Origin of the sequence: Rhizobium giardinii bv. giardinii H152, assembly GCF_000379605.1 — a bacterium.
GTDB classification, from domain to species: Bacteria; Pseudomonadota; Alphaproteobacteria; order Rhizobiales; family Rhizobiaceae; genus Pararhizobium; species Pararhizobium giardinii.
The window spans coordinates 133,961-152,247 of sequence record NZ_KB902579.1 but is presented as its reverse complement, the minus strand read 5'-3'; the positions used below and the strand labels follow the sequence as shown (position 1 = coordinate 152,247).

The window sequence follows — 18,287 nt, the reverse complement described above, 5'->3', positions numbered from 1 at the left end:
ATCCTGTGCCGGCATCAGAATTGGGAATCCGGTTGAGACAAGAAGTCGATCTCCGCTGCCGTGGAAACGCGGCCCAAAATCGCATTGCGATGCGGAAACCGGCCAAATTTCCGGATGATCTCGCAGTGTCGGATGGCAAAATTGAGGTAGTCGGCATCGCCAAGCTCGGTGAACAGCTTCACCGAACGCGCCTGATCGACGAGGTTTTCCGAGTGTTCGAAGGGTAGATAGAGGAAGGATCGCTGATCGACCGACATCTCGCGATCGGCGACCGCATCGATGGCAAGGCTTGCTTCCCTCAGTGCCAGACCGTCTGTCGCAAACGCCAGCGGCGAGGCCCGGTACATGTTGCGTGGAAGCTGGTCGAGAATGATCACGGCAGCAAGCCGGTTCATCGGCGTCGCCCGCCATTCGGCGTCCACGCCCCGCGAAAGCGCCAGATGGGTCGTGCGAAACCGCCGATCGCATTGCTGGTCCAGCCCCGGAGGGGGATCAAACCAATGTTCCGGGCGCAACTCGTCGAACCAGAATGACAGGACCTCATCCGGTGTGCATATGCCGGCGGCTGCCGCCATAGTCTCCTCCTCCTCTTCCACGTTCTCTACGCCCAAAACCGGACAGCACCAGTCCTGACCGTCAAACCGACGATCAAACTTAGGCGAGACATAGGAATGCGTCTGCGTGTTTCCATAGCGCATCGAAATCCCGATCGACCCGCCTTGCAAGACATCTTGCCTCGAGAAAATCCTTGGTCGCGCCAAATCTCGCCGAGGGGCTGGAAAAAATCGGCGCAAACACTATTTCCGCGAAAAGTCGGGGATCATTCGCCTGGGGGATTGGGTTCAGCAATGAAAAAGATAATCGCGGCGGCTGTTGCCGCACTGCTTGTGACGTCCTGTGCCGAAACGCAATCCAGCGAACTCGAACCTATACGAGGCAGCATCACCTATGGCGGGCAGCCGCGCACCAAGCTGACCAAGTCGCCGATCGGCAGTACGTTCAATCACTCGTTCCTCGATCAATACGGCAATCGCTGGATCGAGACCTATCGCATCCAACCCGATCGTTCGCTCGCACTCATTGCGCGGCGCAGAACCACCGATTTCACGCTGGATGCCGGCGGCCGATTGTAAGCCAGTCCGGCCACAAGGACACGGGTCGCCGCAGAATTGACGTTCCGTGCGGCACTGCTCCGTGGTAGCGTCCATTAGCAATGGGTCAGGAGCCTGGTGCGACCATGAGGCAAATGATTTCGGCAATGGCCCATGCGAAGGGCAGGACTTTCTCCCGGTGATCCGGGAAAGGAAAAGTTCTGCGTTATAATATCCTACCTAATGGATAGAGTATGCCTGCTAACACGGAGGTAGACATGCGAGCGAAACAACTCACGAAATTTTTTACAATGGCGCTTCTCGCCAGCAGCATCCAGATCGGAGGAATGGGTTTCGCATTGGCCGATACGACGCTTCTCAATGTCTCCTATGACCCGACGCGTGAACTCTACAAGGATTTCAACGCAGCCTTCGCTGAAAAGTGGAAAGCGGACACGGGCGAGACCGTGACGATCCAGGCTTCGCACGGCGGCTCCGGAAAACAGGCACGTGCCGTCATCGATGGGCTGGAAGCCGACGTGGTGACATTGGCGCTCGAGGCCGATATCGACGCGATTTCCAAGGGAACGGGCAAGATCCCGGCGGACTGGAAGACCAAGCTGGAAAACAACAGCGCGCCCTACACCTCCACCATCGTGTTCCTGGTGCGCAAGGGCAACCCGAAGGGCATCAAGGACTGGGGCGACCTGGTGAAGGACGATGTCCAGGTGATCACGCCAAACCCGAAGACCTCGGGTGGCGCACGCTGGAACTTCCTTGCGGCCTGGGCATGGGCACGCGCCGCCAATGACGGCGATGACGCCAAGGCGCAGGAATATGTAACGCAACTCTTCAAGCACGTGCCGGTACTCGACACCGGTGCGCGCGGCGCGACGACCACCTTCGTGCAACGTGGCCTCGGCGACGTTCTGCTCGCCTGGGAAAACGAGGCCTATCTGTCGCTCGAGGAACTCGGCCCGGACAATTTCGACATCGTCACGCCGTCCATCTCGATCAAGGCTGAGCCGCCGGTCGCGCTGGTAGACGGCAATGTCGATGCCAAGGGGACCCGCAAGGTGGCGGAAGCCTATCTGCAGTATCTCTATTCGGATGTCGGCCAGAAGCTTGCCGCAAAACACTACTATCGTCCGTTCAAACCGGAGGCCGCTGACCCCGAGGACATCAAACGTTTTGCGGATGTGAAGCTCGTCACTATTGACGAATTCGGCGGATGGAAGGAAGCTCAGCCAAAATATTTTGGGGACGGTGGGCTCTTTGACCAGATTTACAAGCCAGGACAGTAAGACTGTATGACCGCACGCACAGCTTCGCTGTGGCAAATCAGACAGCCGAGCGTCATTCCGGGATTCGGATTGGCGCTCGGCGTTACTTTGTCATGGCTCACTCTCATCATTCTCATTCCTCTTTCCGGCCTGGTCTGGCGCTCCAGCGCCCTGGGCTGGGCAACCTTCTGGGAACTGGCCACCGACCAACGCACAGTCAACGCCCTTCGCATCAGCTTCGGCACGGCGTTTCTCGCCGCGCTGATCAATGTGTTCTTCGGCGTCGTCCTCGCCTGGGTCCTGGTGCGTTACCGCTTTCCGGGTAAACGCGTCATCGACGCCATGGTCGACCTGCCGTTCGCGTTGCCGACCGCCGTCGCCGGCATCGCGCTGACGACGCTCTATGCGCCGAACGGCTGGATCGGCAGTCTTTTGACGCCGCTCGGGATTAAAATCGCCTTCACGCCGCTCGGCATCGTTTTCGCGCTCGTCTTCGTCGGCCTGCCCTTCGTCGTCAGAACCGTGCAGCCGATCATGGAAGAAATAGACAAGGAAGTGGAGGAAGCCGCAGCGACGCTCGGTGCAAACCGCTTACAGACGATCAGACGCGTGTTGCTGCCGGGGCTCGCCCCCGCGGTTCTCACCGGTTTTGCGCTAGCCTTTGCCCGCGGCGTTGGTGAATACGGCTCGGTCATCTTCATTGCCGGCAATCTTCCCTATGTATCGGAGATCGCGCCCTTGCTGATCGTGATTCGTCTGGAGGAGTTCAATTATCCGGCAGCGACCGCCATTGCCGCCGTCATGCTTGTCATTTCGTTCGCAATGCTGTTGATCATCAACATGATTCAGGCTTGGAGCAGACGGAGGTACGGCTATGGCGCATGATGGCACAGCTTCACCGACCGGCACCGGCAACACCGAACTGGTCCGCGTCGCCACATCCGAGCATCGGCTGGCACGCTACGGACTGATCGCTACGGCGCTCACCTTCGTCGGGCTCTTCCTCGTTCTGCCATTGGCGGCGGTATTCACCGAAGCCATGCGCAACGGTCCCGGCGAGTTCCTCACGGTCCTGTCGGATCCCGAGACCTTTGCGGCGATCAAGCTGACACTGCTTGTCGCCGGCATCGCCGTGCCGCTCAACCTGGCTTTCGGCATCGCTGCCGCCTGGGCGATCGCCAAGTTCGAGTTCAAGGGCAAGGCGTTTCTCACCACGCTGATCGACCTGCCCTTCTCGGTCTCGCCTGTTATCTCGGGTCTCGTGTTCGTTCTCTTGTTCGGCTCGCACAGCCTGCTCGGTCCCTGGCTGCAAAGCCATGGCATCCAGATCCTGTTTGCCGTGCCGGGCATTGTCCTCGCGACGGTCTTCGTCACCTTCCCCTTCGTCGCCCGCGAGCTGATCCCGCTGATGCAGGAACAGGGGACGAGCGATGAGGAAGCGGCATTGTCCCTGGGCGCAAGTGGCTGGCAGACCTTCTGGCATGTCACGCTGCCCAACATCAAATGGGGCCTGCTTTACGGCGTGCTGCTGTGCAACGCCCGAGCGATGGGTGAATTCGGCGCGGTTTCCGTCGTTTCCGGCCACATCCGTGGCCTGACGAACACCATGCCGCTTCAGGTGGAAATCCTCTACAATGAATATAATTTCGTTGCCGCCTTTGCGGTCGCAACCCTCCTCGCCCTGCTAGCCCTCGTCACCCTCGTTCTGAAGTCGCTGCTCGAAATGAAATACAGTGCCCAGATCGCTGCCAGCCGCCGGCACTGAAAGGTCAAGTCTACATGGAAGTTCGCGTTCAAAACATACGCAAGGAATTCAGCCGCTTTCCTGCACTCAACGACGTGTCGCTCGATATCCGCTCGGGCGAACTGATCGCGTTGCTCGGCCCCTCCGGCTCCGGCAAGACGACGTTGCTGCGACTGATCGCAGGCCTTGAGAGCCCAACCGAAGGGACCGTCTATTTCGGCAACGAGGACGCTTCGCGCAAGACCGTGCAGGAGCGCAATATCGGCTTCGTGTTCCAGCATTATGCGCTGTTTCGCCACATGACGGTGCTCGACAATGTTTCTTTCGGCCTTACGATCCGGCCGGCAAACCGCCGTCCTTCCAAGGCCGATATCCGCAAGCGGGCTCTGGAACTGCTCGATCTCGTGCAACTGACCGGCCTGGAAAAGCGCTACCCGGCGCAACTTTCCGGCGGTCAGCGCCAGCGCGTGGCGCTTGCCCGTGCCATGGCGGTGGAGCCGAATGTCCTGCTTCTCGATGAGCCCTTCGGCGCGCTCGACGCGCAGGTGCGCAAGGAACTGCGCCGCTGGCTGCGCGAAATCCATGATCGCACCGGCCACACCACCGTCTTCGTGACGCACGACCAGGACGAGGCGCTGGAACTCGCCGACCGCGTCGTCGTCATGAGCAAGGGCAAGATCGAGCAGATCGGAACGCCGGACGAAATCTACGACACCCCGAATTCGCCCTTCGTCTTCGGCTTCATCGGCCAGTCGAACATTCTTCCGGTTCGTGTCGAAAACGGCCAGCTCTGGCTCGACGACCGCTCGATCGGCGTCAGCGCACCTGGAGAAGCGGACGGCCCCGCGCAACTCTATTTCCGCCCGCACGACGTCGAGCTGCTCGACGGCGGCGGCTGCATCGCCGGCATCGTCGTCCAGACCCGGCGCGTTGCCGGAACGCGCCACGTCGAGCTCGACGTCGGCGGCGCCAATACAACGGTCGAAATCGAACTGCCGCCGGAAAAGGCAACTTCCGACCGGTCCCGCCTCGCCTTCAGGCCGACGCGCTGGAAGCTGTTTCGCGACTGACGAAAGCCCGTGACACACCGGGGAAAGCCCCCGGTGACCCCGTCACGATTGGCGCAAATCACCGCAGTTCCTCGCCGACGACAAATAGCTGTTACTTTGACGCGTGCCCTCACAAGAATAGCTTGATCGGTGGGGCCGAGCCGTCGCATCCTCTCGGCTATCAGGAGCGTGTTGATCTCTGTGGGGCGCGGGATGAACTATAGACGCGAAATCGACGGGCTGAGATCGGTCGCGGTCATTCCGGTGGTGTTGTTCCACGCCGGCTTCCAGCAGTTCAGCGGCGGCTTTGTCGGTGTCGATATCTTCTTTGTCATCAGCGGCTATCTGATCACCTCCATTATCATCGCGGAACGGGAAAGAGACAGTTTCTCACTGCTGAAATTCTACGAGCGTCGGGCGCGCCGCATCCTCCCCGTGCTCTTCTTCGTCCTGTCGTGCTGCCTGCCGTTTGCCTGGGCCTGGATGCTGCCCGACCAGATGACGAGCTTCGCCACAAGCATCATCTCCGTTTGCCTGTTCGCTTCCAATTTCTTTTTCTGGGGCGAGAGCGGCGGCTATTTCGCCGCGGCTTCGGAAGAGCAGCCGCTGCTGCACACCTGGAGCTTGGCGGTGGAAGAGCAGTACTACATGCTGTTCCCATTGTTCGTGATACTGGTCTGGCGGTTCGGCCGCCGGGCGGTGATCGGTGCCATTGCGGTGATCGCCGTCGCCAGCCTGCTGCTTGCCCAATACGGTTCGCAGAATTTTGCGACGGCAAATTTCTACCTGCCGCACACGCGTGCCTGGGAACTGCTGGCGGGATCGCTCTGCGCGTTCGCGCTGAGTGGCGGGCGGCAATACAAAAGCAACATTCTCTCCCTGACGGGACTGGCGATCATCCTCTTCTCGGTCTTCGCCTACGATCAGACCACCCCCTTTCCGTCCCTTTATGCGCTCGTCCCCGTTGTTGGCGCCGCCCTGGTCATCCTGTTCGGGTCGGAGGAGACGATAGCGGCACGCCTGCTCTCGATGCGCCCAATAGTCGGCATCGGCCTGATCAGCTACAGCCTCTATCTCTGGCATCAGCCGGTGTTCGCCTTCGCGCGCATCCGCAGCCTGACCGAGCCTTCGGCGCTGATGATGGGCCTGCTTGCACTTGGCTGTTTTCCCTTTGCCTATCTTTCCTGGCGTTTCGTCGAGACGCCGTTCCGCAAGGGCGCCAAGACAGTTCTCTTGCCGAAGCCGGTCCATATTCTGGGCGCCGCCGCGGTCACAGCCTGCCTGTTCATCGGACTAGGCTTTTACGGTTCTTCCAATGGCGGCCTGCAATTCCGCTTGCCCCGGGAGGCACAGATCGCCCTTGCCCAGGAACGCCACGACCCGATCATGGACACATGCCTGTTCGACAAGGGCGAGGCGTCGCTGCCCCACCCGGTTCGAGACTGCCTGACCAAAAATTCGGCCGCCAGCAAGACAATCCTGATCGGCGATTCTCATGCTGCCGCGCTCGCCGGAGAAGCGCTCCGCGCCTTCGACGCCAAGAACCTCGATCTCTATGTGATGACCCATTCGGCGTGCGTGGGTTTTTCCGGATTCTACGTTTCCAGTCCAAAATACCGGTTGCGCTGCAATTCCTTTTTCACCGGCATAGAGGACTATATTCGCAAGAGCGATACGACGACGATTGTCATGGCGAGCCGCTGGAGCCTTTATGTCGACGGGACGCCCTTCGACAATGGCGAGGGCGGCGTCGAGCTGCTGAAACCGACCTATGTCGACCTCTTCGACCGGTTGGGCGAGCAGACGAGCCAGGACGATCCGGCGCGCAAGGCCCGGGTATTGAAACAATACGTGGAGGATATCCGGAGCCATCTCGATGGCGGCCGCAATGTGGTGCTCGTCTATCCGATACCCGAGGCCGGCTGGAACGTGCCGGAACTTCTGGCTAAAAGCGCGATGACCGGCCGCACGGACCTGGAGCTCAGCACCAGCTTTGAACGCTATCTGCAGCGAAACCGCGCAGTCATCGCCGCCTTCGACGGCATTTCCCATCCCAATCTCTTTCGCGTGAAACCGGCCGATTTCCTTTGCGACACATTCGCTGAGGAACGCTGCATCAACAGCGTCAACGCCGACAGGGTTTTCTACTTCGATGATGATCACCTGTCGGATGCCGGCGCCGCACTGGTCGTTCCGGCTCTGTTGGAAGCGGTGCGAAAGATCGGGGAGCGAGAGGTGGGGCCGACGCTCGTCAAGCAATAGGCCGCGATACCTTCCTGTGCGTACGCCCTGGCTGGCGGGAAAACGTTCGCCGAGGTCAGGAACATGTCTTAGTGAATGGCGTCGTCTTAAAATCGCGCTAAACTGCAGCCACCATCACGCAGTCGGGGCATGCACCGCCCCACCCTAAGGAGGAAGCGCCATGGCGAACACCAGTACGCATATGGACGTTCTCTGTGCCGAGGATATCGACACGCTACGGCTCGTTTTCGATCAGTTTTGTGAAGCCCATCAAAGAGCACGCTCGGACACTGACATGGAGATTTGCGCCAATATCATGGTCCGGCTCTACCAGAGCGGCGAACGGGACCTTGCGGCTTTGACGACGGCCTGTGAAAACGCCTTGCGGCGGGACATCGCCATCGGAGCTTGATTGACAGATAAAAGGGAGCGGGTCCGCTACCGGGTCTGCTCCGCGGCATCTTCCGGCGCGACGACAAGGGGATCCGGGGGCGTCGTGTTTTTGGCGCTCTCGTCCGGCGCAAAATGTTGCACGACGAGCACGCTGAGAATCGAGCCGACGATAAAGCCGATCACGGCGATCATGAGTGCGCGAGAGGTCATGTCCGTTCCTCCAGACGAACCCTCGCCGACCGGGGCTTCTATGCCCCTGCCGGGACCGCGCCTCCCGGGCGCGGGCCAGACTTTTCTAAAATCGGCGCCTATTCATAGACATAGACGATCCGGCGGCTCTGCGGATCGACCAGTATCGGCCGGTCATTGATCCGGACATAGCTGTACCGGTAGTTGGGAACCGCAGAGATCATCACGTCGCTCGGCAAGGTGGCGCCGACCACGATTTCCCCGTCATAGGCAACCGGACCCATCGGCGTGCGGTCGATATAGGTAATCACTTCGGGCGGCGGCACGATGGTGCCAACCTCGCCGATCATTTCATCGCCCGGCGCAGGATCGGCAGGTCCGGCAATGCTGCCCGTCTGCTCGTGGCGGACGATCGGGACACCCAGATCGACGCGGCGTTCTTGAACGATGACCGGCGCGCCATTGTAGTCCACAGTCAGTTCCTGGGCGAAAACCCAGCCACGCATGCCGTTGACATCGATGCGGCACCAATTCTCGCCGTCGAGACAGCCGTCAAGTGCTGCCGAGCTGCCGCGCGTCGCGATGCCAACGGACGGATATTCCGTACCGGGGCCGGAATAGACCGTGAGGTCAGTCGCCGTCGTCGCCAGCATGGCTGCTTTCGCGAGCCCTGCGCCTGCGAGCAGCAAGGCACCGACGAGCAAGGGGTTTGAAATCCACCGCATGTTCTTGATCCTGTTGAACGGTGAATCCCAAACGCTGACCAGCCCGCAAGGTTCCGTAAAGGCGTTCAACCGGAGCCGGCTGGCCGCCCTTTTTTCAAACCCCGCCGTAGCGTAGAGAGATGGCGCTTCGACAGGTGCTCGCCTACTGTTCCTCGAACTTGACCATCGTCCCGCCGCCGGTTGCCTGATCGGTGGGGAAAACTTCAATCCGCGAGACGTCGACGAACACCGGCAGCTCTATGGCATGCGCGATGATCGAAGCGATGTTTGCCGGCTGTATGGGACGATAGCCGTCGTAGAGCAGCTCCCGGGCTTGATTGCCCGCCATGGCGGTTCGGTAAAGGTCCGTGAGCACCCGCCCGGGCACGACTTCGGTGACCCGAACCGAGGTCCCGAGCAGATCACAACGCAAATTGTCGCAGAACAGGCTCAAACCCGCCTTTGACGCGCCGTAGGCGCTCATCGAGGGATAAGGTGCCTGCCCGCCGCTCGAGCCGATATAGATGAGATGGCCCCGTTTTCGCGCCACCATCCCCGGCAGGAATACGCGGGTCAGGTGCATCGGCGCCTTGAGATTGACATCGATCATCGCATCGATCTCGGCAGGGTCGATCTCGCTGAACGTCGCCCGGGTGGAAAGGATGCCTGCGTTGTTGATCAGAATGTCGACTTCCACGCCGTCAAGCTGCCGCGCAATTGCAGCAGTATCCCGCACGTCAGCCTGGACAGGCTTTGCACCGCAATCACGGGCGAGTTCGTCAAGTACCCCCTCGTTTCTGCCGACGGCGTAGACGGTGAGGCCCAACGCGCAAAGCTTCGTGACGGTTGCGCGGCCGATCCCGCTGGTGGCTCCCGTGACAACTGCGACACGATAGGGCAACGGCTCAGACATAGATGTAGCCTCCGCTGATCACCACGTTCTCGCCGGTTGCATATGTATTGCGGCTGCTTGCCATCATGACGATCCACTCCGCCATTTCTGCCGGCTCGGCCGCGCGGCCGAGCGCGCTTGCCTTGGCCAGTTCCGGAAGGAACCCGAGCTCCTTTGCCCGATCCGTCGCAAACCCCGCCGGCGCGACCGAATTGACGAGAATCTGGTCCTTCGCGCATTCCTGCGCGAACGATTTCGTCAGGCTGACCACCGCAGCCTTGGTTGCAGCGTAATGCGCATTTTGCGGGTGAGCCTTGAAGGCGTCGACCGACGTGACGTTAACGATGCGGCCGGCAACCTCCGGGGGGCTGACGAACTGGCGCATGTGTCGCACTGCGGCGACCATCATGTGGTAGGTGCCCTTGATGTTGATCGCATTTTCCAGGTCCCACTCATCGTCGGTGATGTCGAGAATCGACTTGCGGGGATAGATGGCGGCGCTGTTGACCAGCGCATGGATGCGACCCAGCTTTGCGGCAACCTCGTCGAAGCCGCGATGAGCCGTTTCGGCCCGCGAGATATCGGCCACCGCTGTCGCAACCTCCACTCCGAGGGATCGGAGCGTTTCCGCGGCTGTGAAGAGCATCTGCTCGTTGCGATCGATGAGCCCGATCTTTTGGGCACCATGCGACACCATGAGCTTTGCCGTTACAAGCCCCAGGCCTGACGCGCCCCCGACGATGATGACACTTTGGCTTTTCACGTTCCACCTCTCTTGATTTGCGTTGCACGCACCCATCGGTATGATATCACTTATATGCCAAATTTGACGGATAGCCTATCTGAGAACGCGTCAAGACATGTCATACGTAATAAATGTACTGAGGTGCATTCGAAGTTTGGAGCAAGTTACGTGTCGGTAATCACGCAGCGTGGAAACCTCGCCGAAATTGTGGTGGCGCAACTTGCCAGCCGGATCGATTCAGGCCTCTATCCGCCAGGCGAAAAGATACCGTCAAGCGCTCAGTTGTGCGAAGAGTTTGGCGTCAGCAGAACCGTGATCCGTGAGGCTGTTACGTCCCTGAAGGTCGGCGGACGTGTGATCACGCGCCAGGGTGACGGTGTCTATGTGACCGGCAAGGACACCAAGACCCTCAATTTCGAGATCAGTCGGATCGACGATATTCGCTCGGCGATGCAAATACTGGAGCTTCGACTGGGCGTCGAGATGCAGTCCGTCGCCCTTGCCGCCACGCGCCGCACGCCGGAAGCACTCGCCGAGATTGCCAGAGCCTACGACCATCTGGAAAGCCTTCAAAGTGAGGACGCGGAGATCGAGGCGCAAGCCGATTTCGAGTTTCATCTCGCCATCGCCAAAGCAACCAGGAACCCGCACTTTCCGCGCTTTCTTCAGGCGGTGGTGGGGGAGATCAGCTTCGATCTGGTTCTCAAACACAGGCAGTCGGCGCGGACCTACCAGACGTATCTGAAGAAAATCAACAAAGAGCACGCGGTCATTCTGGCGGCGATTACCCAAGGGGATGCCAAAGCGGCAAAGAATGCCCTGGCGCTTCATCTGGAGGAAAGCCTGAACCGCTACCGCGCCATGCTCGACGAGCCAGCCAGCACCGAGATCGCCGAGTAAATCGACGGCAGGTTTACCCGGCGGCATTTCTGCTCGCTTCGAGCGGCGTAATCGGCAAACCGCTCCACTGTCCGAAGCCCGGATCTCAATCAGAGCGGGCCTGCCCGAGGCCTCACCTTCTTGATTCAGATGACCGCGTTTTCAAGGAATGGGCGGTTGGCGACCACGCGCTCGTAACCGAACGGCGAGAGGTCGAGCGTCCTGAATGCACCGTACGTGATCAGTTCACTTAAGCCCCGTCCCATGGCCGGGGACTGCTGCAGGCCGTGACCACTAAAGCCGTTGGCAAACAGGAAGTTCTTCACGTCAGTGTGCGGACCAAGGATGACGTTGTGGTCGAGCGTGCAATAATCGTAATGTCCTGCCCACGAATTGACGACCTTGATGGCCTCGAAAGCGGGAACACGCTGCGCCAGGATCGGCCAGATTTCCGCCTCGAATTCATCATGCATCACGTCGAAATCGTCAGGGTCCACCTCCGGGTCGTGCTTCGGGTAGGTCCCCATGAGGTAGAACTTGCCTTCCGGCCGGAAAAACACGCCAGTCGGATCGATGGTGAGACCCACCTTGCCTTCAAGTGGCGTCCGGCAATCAACCACGAAAAGAGAACGGCGGCGCGGCTCGACCGGTATATCCAGGCCTGCCATGCGAGCCACCAGCGTGCCGCGCGTTCCCGCGGTATTGACCAGCTGGCCGCAGCCGATCGTCTGGCCGCTCCTTGTCGTAACGGAGACGACACGCTCACCGTCACGCTCGATGGAGACCACCTCGTCTTCGATATATTCGACGCCAAGCGATCTCGCCTTCTTGCGGAAACCCTGCATCAGCGCCGAGCTGTCGAACCATCCCTCGCCCCGTTCGCCATAGCTGCCGAGTGTCAGCCCTTCAAGATTGAGCCAGGGAAACCGGCGACCAAGCGCGTCCGAATCCAGCAGCGTGACGTCGGCTCCGCAGGACTTCTGCGTCGCATGGTTGCGCTCCAGGACCTCCTGACCGCGGTCGTCGCCCGCCAGGAAAAGATAGCCGTTTTCGTGAAAGCCGATTTCCGGCGTGTCGTCATCGACGGCAACATGCCTGTTGAACGCGCGAATGAACTCAGTGCCGAACTGCGAAACCTTAACATTGATGGCGTTTGAAAACTGGTGCCTGATCGAGCTTGAGGACAGCGCCGTGGCCGATCTGGCATAGCTCCAGTCGCGTTCGATCACGAGTATCGAGCCCCTGAAATCGGGATTTGTCGCGAGGAAGAAGGCCGTCGCGCTGCCGACCACCGCTCCGCCCACGATCACCACATCATAAGACGTTTTTGCAGCCTGCATCGTCCCTGCCTTACTTATGCTCGTCTTCGTAGTGACCAGCGGCACAGAAGCTCCCGCCCTGGAAGCGCACGGCCGGGTCGTTTGGATCGCCTTGCTTGGTTTTCGCCAGCACCTTTTCCCGGTAGTCGTCGGCGCTGTCCTGCGGCTTGTAGCCGAGCACCGCAGCCGACCGGTTGTCCCAGAAAGCTTCACTGTTGTTGGACATGCCGTAGGCGACCATGAAGCCGACACGCGGGGCCGCAAGCGCCTTTTCCACCAGTTGCCGGCAGTCGCGATAGGAGAGCCAGGTGATCAGATGACGGCGGTCGGTCGGTTCGGCAAAGCACGAGCCGATGCGGATGCAGGCGCTCTCGATGGCGAACTTGTCGAAATAGTAGCGAGCGAGGTTTTCCGTAAAGGTTTTCGACACGCCGTAGAGGCTGTCCGGTCGGGTCGGCACATTCGCGTCGATCGTCTCGGTCCGCTCGTAGTAGCCGATCGCATGGACGGAGCTTGCATAGATGATGCGCTTGACGCCATGCCGGCGGGCCGCCTCATAAACGTTATAGCTACCGATGATGTTGGAATCGAGCACCTTCTGCCACGGGCCTTCCAGGCCCTGTCCACCCATGTGGATGATGGCATCGCAGCCCTTCACGGCTTCGGAAACCGCATCGAAATCCGCAAGATCGGCTGGCGTGTCCTCTTCATGAGGGGCGAGGTCGTCGAAGGGTGTCAGCGCCGAAAGGCGCACGGTCTTGCCGAGCTTCGTGCCGGATTTGCGCAACTGTGTTCCGAGTTCGCCGGCCGCGCCGGTGAGCAATGTTCTCTGAAAATCGGTCATGTTAGATCTTCCTCTTTAGCGAAACCTGGCCAACGCTTCGCCGATAAGCCGAGACATATCACTTATCATACATGTGTCAAATAAGCACCCGCGAAAACCGCGCAGCGTCGGGTTGGCGCTGCTCCCGCGCGGTCGACGCCTGGCGCCTCGCTTCGACGGATTTCGCGCAGCCGCCTACGATGCCGTTCCTGTGCGGCCCGGCGGCGGGCTCGTGCGGTTCACCGGCGGGCCGCTCCCCGCGCTCAACTTGATCAACTTCGGCTGAGCACGGCTCGCGCGACATGTGGCCGATTTTTTCGCGCCCCGGTCAGCGGCTGGAATCGCATCCGACACCGCCATTCCGCGACCCTTGTACTGCGGGGGCGGATCGCAAATCTCTAGCGATGGGAAGAGTTCAACGCATTACTCACGCATAAACGTCTGCATTTCCTCCGGCGTGACCTTGGCGTTCTTGTCGGCATCCACCCTGTCGAAGATTCGTTTATGGATGGTGGACACTTCCTCGAACGAGAGAGCGCCATCCCCATCGGCATCCGCGATCGCGAACATGATCTTCATCATGTGCCCGCGCATCGCGCCCATGGGCATTCCGCCCATCATACCGGGATGCATCATGTTGCGGCCCATCATGCCGAACTGACCAAACTGTGTTCCCTGGTCTTGTCTCGCGTCGGCGTTGGCATCGGGCGTTTGCGTCGCCTGGCCAGAATTTGCCTCAGGATGATGTGGATCTGTATCGCCTGTCTGCGCACCGACAACGGATGTCGAACCGATGGCAATCAGCGCGAAGACAATAGCTCCGCGCGTCAACTTGGCCGATGTCATTTCGTTCTCCTTCTTAAGGTGATGTCTACGTCATCGATGGTCCTGGCTTTGGCTCGGTTGTGTTCTCCTCCGCTTCCACCGGTTTCGATGATGCGCCAAGGACGAAACGGCGCATTGCGCCAGATCAAGCGATTCACGGCATCGCGCCCCGAGAGATATCTGGCAAACGGCACGACGCTCCTTCCCGACAGCCTAGTGTGACATGAGAATGGGCATTGAGAGATCTGTCAGGAATGAACGCGTGACGCCGCCCAGAATGAACTCACGCAGCCTTGAGTGCCCAAAGGCACCTGCCACCAACAAGTCGGCATGTTTTTCCGTTGCGGCCGATTGAATGGCAGCAGCGGCACTGTCCCCATTTACGTGGAGGGTAACGACCTCGACCCTCAGACCGCTCCTGCTAAGTGTCTCTGCCAAACGGTCGCGGATGTCTTCATCGATCAGTTTGTCGTCCGTGACGGACACAAGTACGACGCTTGAACACTTCTCCAAAAAATATCGCGCCCCGGTCACTGCTCTTGCAGCCGTCGCGCTGCCATCCCACGCGATCGCGATGGTCTCGATACGTCCAGAGCAGCTTGCGGCGGGGAAGATGACCGCCGGGCGACCACCGTCGAAAAGAACGCTCTCAATCAACGACCTGGCTGTCGGAACCAATTCCAGTATCGAAAAATCATACGCCCGCGACAATTGGGCGACCCGTTCGCCGACGAAGGGTTGCTTTGCCTCAAATGGCACCACTGTCACGTCCTGCTGAGCCGTGTTCGCTTGCGTTCGGAGCTTTTCGGTTAAAGCCGTTGCGCGTTGGCGGCTAAGTTGCTCTGCATCATGGACCATCTTCTCAACATCAACGATTGTGGGAAACGGGTGGGATATCCTGGGTATTCTCACCTGCAGGACACTGGCACTCAGCGCTGCCCCCTGGTGGCGCGACAATTCAAGTGCGTTTTCAATGATCCAGTCGGAGCTGGCATCCGGATAGGTGATCAGCGGCAGGTGAAATTGCGCTTTCATGACCCCGTCCTCCCAAACCGAGCGCATCGCAGATGCGCTTCATCGAAGAATAATTCACGCGAAGCCTTCCGTCATTGATGCCGGTCAATTGAAGCGACGCAGATGCTGGTCGGTCTCAAACGATGTTGACGAGAGGCCAAGCGCGCAGCAGGTACCCCGAAAACCCGGATGGTGATGCCGGCTCGCTCGCTGGCACCTGGCGAGGTGGGCCGGATCAAGCGCCGTCCACCTGCTCCCCCTCTGTCGTCATGCCGATGATCCGGTTTGCGCGCCACTGCGGCGCCAGCGCAATTTATCGAATTCCATCGCGACCAGCACCGCGGACGCGACCAGAAGCAACGCTGCCCATTCCCAGGGCGATATCGGCGCCAGTTGCAAGGTATCTCGCAGCCAGGGAATATACATGGCCGAAATATGCAGCGCCTGCGCCGCGGCAACGCTCACGACCAACAATGGATTGGCAAAGACACCGAGCGCAAAGACGGACCTGCGTTCAGAGCGACTGTTGAAGGTCTGGAAATTTTCAAACAGAACCAGGAGCAGAAGCAGCATATTGCGCGCCTGCGCTTCGCTGTAGCCCTGCTGTAGCAACCAGTAGAATGTTGCGAAACCGCCAAATCCCATCACCAGCGCGGATTGCCAGATACGCTCGATCATTAGTCGGTCGAAGATCGGTTCGCCTGGCCGGCGCGGGGGACGGGAAAGCTCGTCGCCCTCGGCTCTTTCACCGGCCAACGCCACATCCTGGATGCCGTTGGTCACGAGGTTGAGCCAGAGCAGTTGCACAGGCAGCAAAGGCATAGGCAGGCCGAGCGGTATCGCAAGCAGAAACAGCACCACCTCGGCAGCACCGGTCGACATCAGCATGAAAATCACCTTGCGGATATTGGCGTAGGCGACCCGCCCTTCGCGAACGCCGCTGACGATCGATGCGAAATTGTCGTCGGTGATAACGATGTCGGCGCTCTCCTTGGCGACCTCGGTGCCCCTGCGTCCCATCGCCACCCCGACATGAGCCTGTCTCAGGGCCGGCGCGTCGTTGACGCCGTCACCGGTGACGGCGACAAAGTGCCCATTGCGCGCCAACGACAGCACGATCGACAGTTTTTGGGTCGGCGATACGCGCGCATAGATCCTCGCGCGCCGCGTGAGTTCATCAAGCGTCTCCGAGCCGCTCTCTTCGGCGCTTCGGACGTCCGCGCCGGTCACCACCTGATCCGGGCCGAAGACCAATCCTGCCTGTGAGGCAATCGCGGCCGCGGTGCGGGGGTCGTCGCCCGTCACCATCGCCACCTCCATTCCGGCGGCATGGCAGTCGCTCACGGCTTTCGGCACTTCCGGCCGCAGCGGATCCTGCATGCCGGCCAAACCGAGGAAAACCAGGTCGACAAGGTGATGATGACCGTAGCCTTCGTCGATTTCATCTTCGATCTCGCCCTCTGCGAAGGCAAGCACGCGCAGGCCCCGCGCGGCCATCTCCTCTTTCTGCCGGACCAGGGTTGCGCGGTGGATCGGCACGGCGCGACCGCCAACATCCATACGATCGGCCATGTCGATCAGTGTCTCGGCGGCCCCTTTGACGAAGATTCGGACGCTCTTTCCCCGACGATGAAAGGACGCGGCATATTTGAGGTCCGGCTCATAGGGGATCCGAACAAGCAGAGGATAGTCTTCTTCGATTGCGTGCTGCACGATCCCTGCCTTGCGCGCGGCGGCAAGCAGAGCGACGTCGACGGTGTCACCGACGCCCTTCCAGCCGTCGCTTTCTTTCGTCAGCCTGCCTTCATTCGGCAGGGCCGCAGCCTTGAGGAGGGCAAGCGCCATATCACGCGCCTGATCCGGCGTTGTTCCAGGGCCATGAATGCGGCAGGCATCGAGATCCGCTCCCGCCTCGCATGACAGCTCCGTTCCGTCCGGCAGGAGAATATCCGTCACGGTCAACTCGTTGCGCGTCAGCGTGCCGGTCTTGTCGGTTGCGATCATGGTGCATGACCCAAGCGATTCGACGGCCGGCATTTGCCGCACGATGACATTCGCTTTCGCCATGCGGCGCATGCTGATGGCCAGTGCCACGGAGATCGCAACGGGCAGGCCTTCCGGGATTGCGCTGACGGCCAAGCCGACGGACATCATGAAAAGATCCTGCAAGGCCATCCCGCGTGCGAGCCCCACGATGATGAGCAGCGCCACGGCGAGCCCGACCATCCAGGCAATCATATGCGAGAATCTCTCGAGCCGGATCATCAGGGGCGGGCGCGAGACGTCTGGCTTGTCGATTTCGGCCGCGATTCTGCCGATCTGCGTCGCCGCGCCAGTCGCGATCACGACGCCCCTTCCCCGGCCGCGCGTGATGAGCGCGCCCGCAAAGGCGGCGCAGTCGCTCCCGTCATCCAAATTCTGGCTGGACGAAGCCTTCTTGCGGACCGGAGCGGACTCGCCGGTCAGCAGCGATTCGTCGCAAAGCAGATCGTTCACGGCCCTCAGGCTGATATCCGCAGGGACCCGCCCGCCTGCATCAAGCGAGACGACGTCACCCGGCACGAGCAGTTGCGCATCGATCTCCTGGGGCTGGCCGTCACGGATAACCGTCGCATGCGGCTGCTCAAGTTTCCGAAGGGCCGCGGCGGCTTGTCCGGCCGAATGCTCCTGGACGCCACCAATAATCCCGTTGATGAGCAAGACGGCGCCAATAAAGAGAGCGTCCTTAACGTCACCCAGGGCCAGCGAAACAAGAGCCGCCGCAAGAAGGATATAGATCAATGGGCTGCGAAACTGCCGCAGAAATGTCGCCAGGAAAGAAGGAGATCGCGGTTCCGGCAGGACGTTCCGGCCAAATCGCGCCAGCCTCGCTTTTGCGTCTCGGCCGCTCAGCCCGCTGTCAATGGAAGCACCGAGCGGAGCGGCATTTTCAACATTCGAAACGTCGGAATGCATTGTTGCTCCGTCCGATAAATGCCCCCCTTGGCGGCAGGCCAGGAAGAGAGTTCCTCGTCGAACTATAGCCGGCATACGCGAGTATCCTTTGACGTGCGTCAATCGGTTCGAACACGCCAGGAACATGCCATCCGGGGTCTG

18 protein-coding genes are annotated in these 18,287 nt (G+C 60.2%); 8 read left to right on the top strand and 10 right to left on the bottom strand.

Features of this window, described 5'->3' with window-relative positions:
- Nucleotides 1-14: 14 nt before the first annotated feature.
- On the bottom strand, nt 15-575 hold the full coding sequence (locus A3AY_RS0104315; protein ID WP_018324454.1) for a DUF924 family protein: 561 nt from the start codon (nt 573-575) through the stop codon (nt 15-17).
- Nucleotides 576-848: 273 nt separating this feature from the next.
- Here A3AY_RS0104315 and A3AY_RS0104310 point away from each other — a divergent pair, with 273 nt between their 5' ends.
- The 7 genes from A3AY_RS0104310 to A3AY_RS0104280 all read left to right on the top strand — a co-directional run bounded on the left by A3AY_RS0104310 (nt 849) and on the right by A3AY_RS0104280 (nt 7,820).
- Nucleotides 849-1,133, top strand: a complete 285-nt coding sequence (locus A3AY_RS0104310; protein ID WP_018324453.1) for a lipoprotein — start codon at nt 849-851, stop codon at nt 1,131-1,133.
- A gap of 236 nt (nt 1,134-1,369) precedes the next feature.
- Nucleotides 1,370-2,395 carry a sulfate ABC transporter substrate-binding protein gene (locus A3AY_RS0104305; protein WP_026203097.1) on the top strand — a complete coding sequence of 342 codons (1,026 nt, stop codon included), beginning with the start codon at nt 1,370-1,372 and terminating at the stop codon, nt 2,393-2,395.
- Nucleotides 2,396-2,401: 6 nt separating this feature from the next.
- Nucleotides 2,402-3,259: a sulfate ABC transporter permease subunit CysT gene (gene cysT / locus A3AY_RS0104300; protein WP_018324451.1), complete on the top strand. Its 858-nt coding sequence runs from the start codon at nt 2,402-2,404 to the stop codon at nt 3,257-3,259.
- Nucleotides 3,249-4,139, top strand: a complete 891-nt coding sequence (cysW, locus tag A3AY_RS0104295; protein ID WP_018324450.1) for a sulfate ABC transporter permease subunit CysW — start codon at nt 3,249-3,251, stop codon at nt 4,137-4,139. Before cysT ends, cysW begins: the two co-directional genes overlap by 11 nt.
- A 14-nt stretch (nt 4,140-4,153) precedes the next feature.
- Nucleotides 4,154-5,188, top strand: coding sequence for a sulfate/molybdate ABC transporter ATP-binding protein (locus A3AY_RS0104290; RefSeq protein ID WP_018324449.1), 1,035 nt, complete (start codon nt 4,154-4,156; stop codon nt 5,186-5,188).
- A 192-nt stretch (nt 5,189-5,380) separates the two neighbouring features.
- On the top strand, nt 5,381-7,429 hold the full coding sequence (locus A3AY_RS0104285) for an acyltransferase family protein (RefSeq protein ID WP_018324448.1): 2,049 nt from the start codon (nt 5,381-5,383) through the stop codon (nt 7,427-7,429).
- A gap of 160 nt (nt 7,430-7,589) precedes the next feature.
- Nucleotides 7,590-7,820, top strand: coding sequence for a hypothetical protein (locus tag A3AY_RS0104280; RefSeq protein WP_018324447.1), 231 nt, complete (start codon nt 7,590-7,592; stop codon nt 7,818-7,820).
- 26 nt (nt 7,821-7,846) lie between these two features.
- Here A3AY_RS0104280 and A3AY_RS38905 read toward each other — a convergent pair whose 3' ends face one another.
- The 4 genes from A3AY_RS38905 to A3AY_RS0104260 form a co-directional block, all read right to left on the bottom strand.
- Nucleotides 7,847-8,011 (bottom strand): hypothetical protein, encoded by a 165-nt coding sequence (locus tag A3AY_RS38905; RefSeq protein WP_018324446.1) that lies wholly within the window; start codon nt 8,009-8,011, stop codon nt 7,847-7,849.
- A gap of 98 nt (nt 8,012-8,109) precedes the next feature.
- Nucleotides 8,110-8,715, bottom strand: a complete 606-nt coding sequence (locus A3AY_RS0104270; protein WP_026203096.1) for a DUF1236 domain-containing protein — start codon at nt 8,713-8,715, stop codon at nt 8,110-8,112.
- 142 nt (nt 8,716-8,857) lie between these two features.
- Nucleotides 8,858-9,607: an SDR family oxidoreductase gene (locus A3AY_RS0104265; RefSeq protein WP_018324444.1), complete on the bottom strand. Its 750-nt coding sequence runs from the start codon at nt 9,605-9,607 to the stop codon at nt 8,858-8,860.
- Nucleotides 9,600-10,349 carry an SDR family NAD(P)-dependent oxidoreductase gene (locus A3AY_RS0104260; RefSeq protein WP_026203095.1) on the bottom strand — a complete coding sequence of 250 codons (750 nt, stop codon included), beginning with the start codon at nt 10,347-10,349 and terminating at the stop codon, nt 9,600-9,602. The genes A3AY_RS0104265 and A3AY_RS0104260 overlap by 8 nt, the downstream gene beginning before the upstream one ends.
- Nucleotides 10,350-10,499: 150 nt before the next feature.
- On the opposite strand from A3AY_RS0104260, the gene A3AY_RS0104255 reads away from it, so the two are divergent.
- Entirely contained in the window at nt 10,500-11,231 is a 732-nt protein-coding gene (locus A3AY_RS0104255; RefSeq protein WP_018324442.1) for an FCD domain-containing protein, read from the top strand.
- Between the two features lie 125 nt (nt 11,232-11,356).
- Here A3AY_RS0104255 and A3AY_RS0104250 read toward each other — a convergent pair whose 3' ends face one another.
- The 5 genes from A3AY_RS0104250 to A3AY_RS0104225 all read right to left on the bottom strand — a co-directional run bounded on the left by A3AY_RS0104250 (nt 11,357) and on the right by A3AY_RS0104225 (nt 18,146).
- Nucleotides 11,357-12,550: an NAD(P)/FAD-dependent oxidoreductase gene (locus tag A3AY_RS0104250; protein WP_018324441.1), complete on the bottom strand. Its 1,194-nt coding sequence runs from the start codon at nt 12,548-12,550 to the stop codon at nt 11,357-11,359.
- Between the two features lie 10 nt (nt 12,551-12,560).
- Complete coding sequence (locus A3AY_RS0104245) at nt 12,561-13,373, bottom strand: NAD-dependent epimerase/dehydratase family protein (RefSeq protein ID WP_018324440.1); 813 nt, start codon at nt 13,371-13,373, stop codon at nt 12,561-12,563.
- Between the two features lie 402 nt (nt 13,374-13,775).
- Nucleotides 13,776-14,198 carry an EF-hand domain-containing protein gene (locus A3AY_RS0104235; protein ID WP_018324438.1) on the bottom strand — a complete coding sequence of 141 codons (423 nt, stop codon included), beginning with the start codon at nt 14,196-14,198 and terminating at the stop codon, nt 13,776-13,778.
- Between the two features lie 192 nt (nt 14,199-14,390).
- Nucleotides 14,391-15,212, bottom strand: coding sequence for a universal stress protein (locus tag A3AY_RS0104230; RefSeq protein WP_018324437.1), 822 nt, complete (start codon nt 15,210-15,212; stop codon nt 14,391-14,393).
- Between the two features lie 246 nt (nt 15,213-15,458).
- Nucleotides 15,459-18,146 carry a cation-translocating P-type ATPase gene (locus A3AY_RS0104225; protein ID WP_018324436.1) on the bottom strand — a complete coding sequence of 896 codons (2,688 nt, stop codon included), beginning with the start codon at nt 18,144-18,146 and terminating at the stop codon, nt 15,459-15,461.
- Nucleotides 18,147-18,287 lie beyond the last annotated feature (141 nt).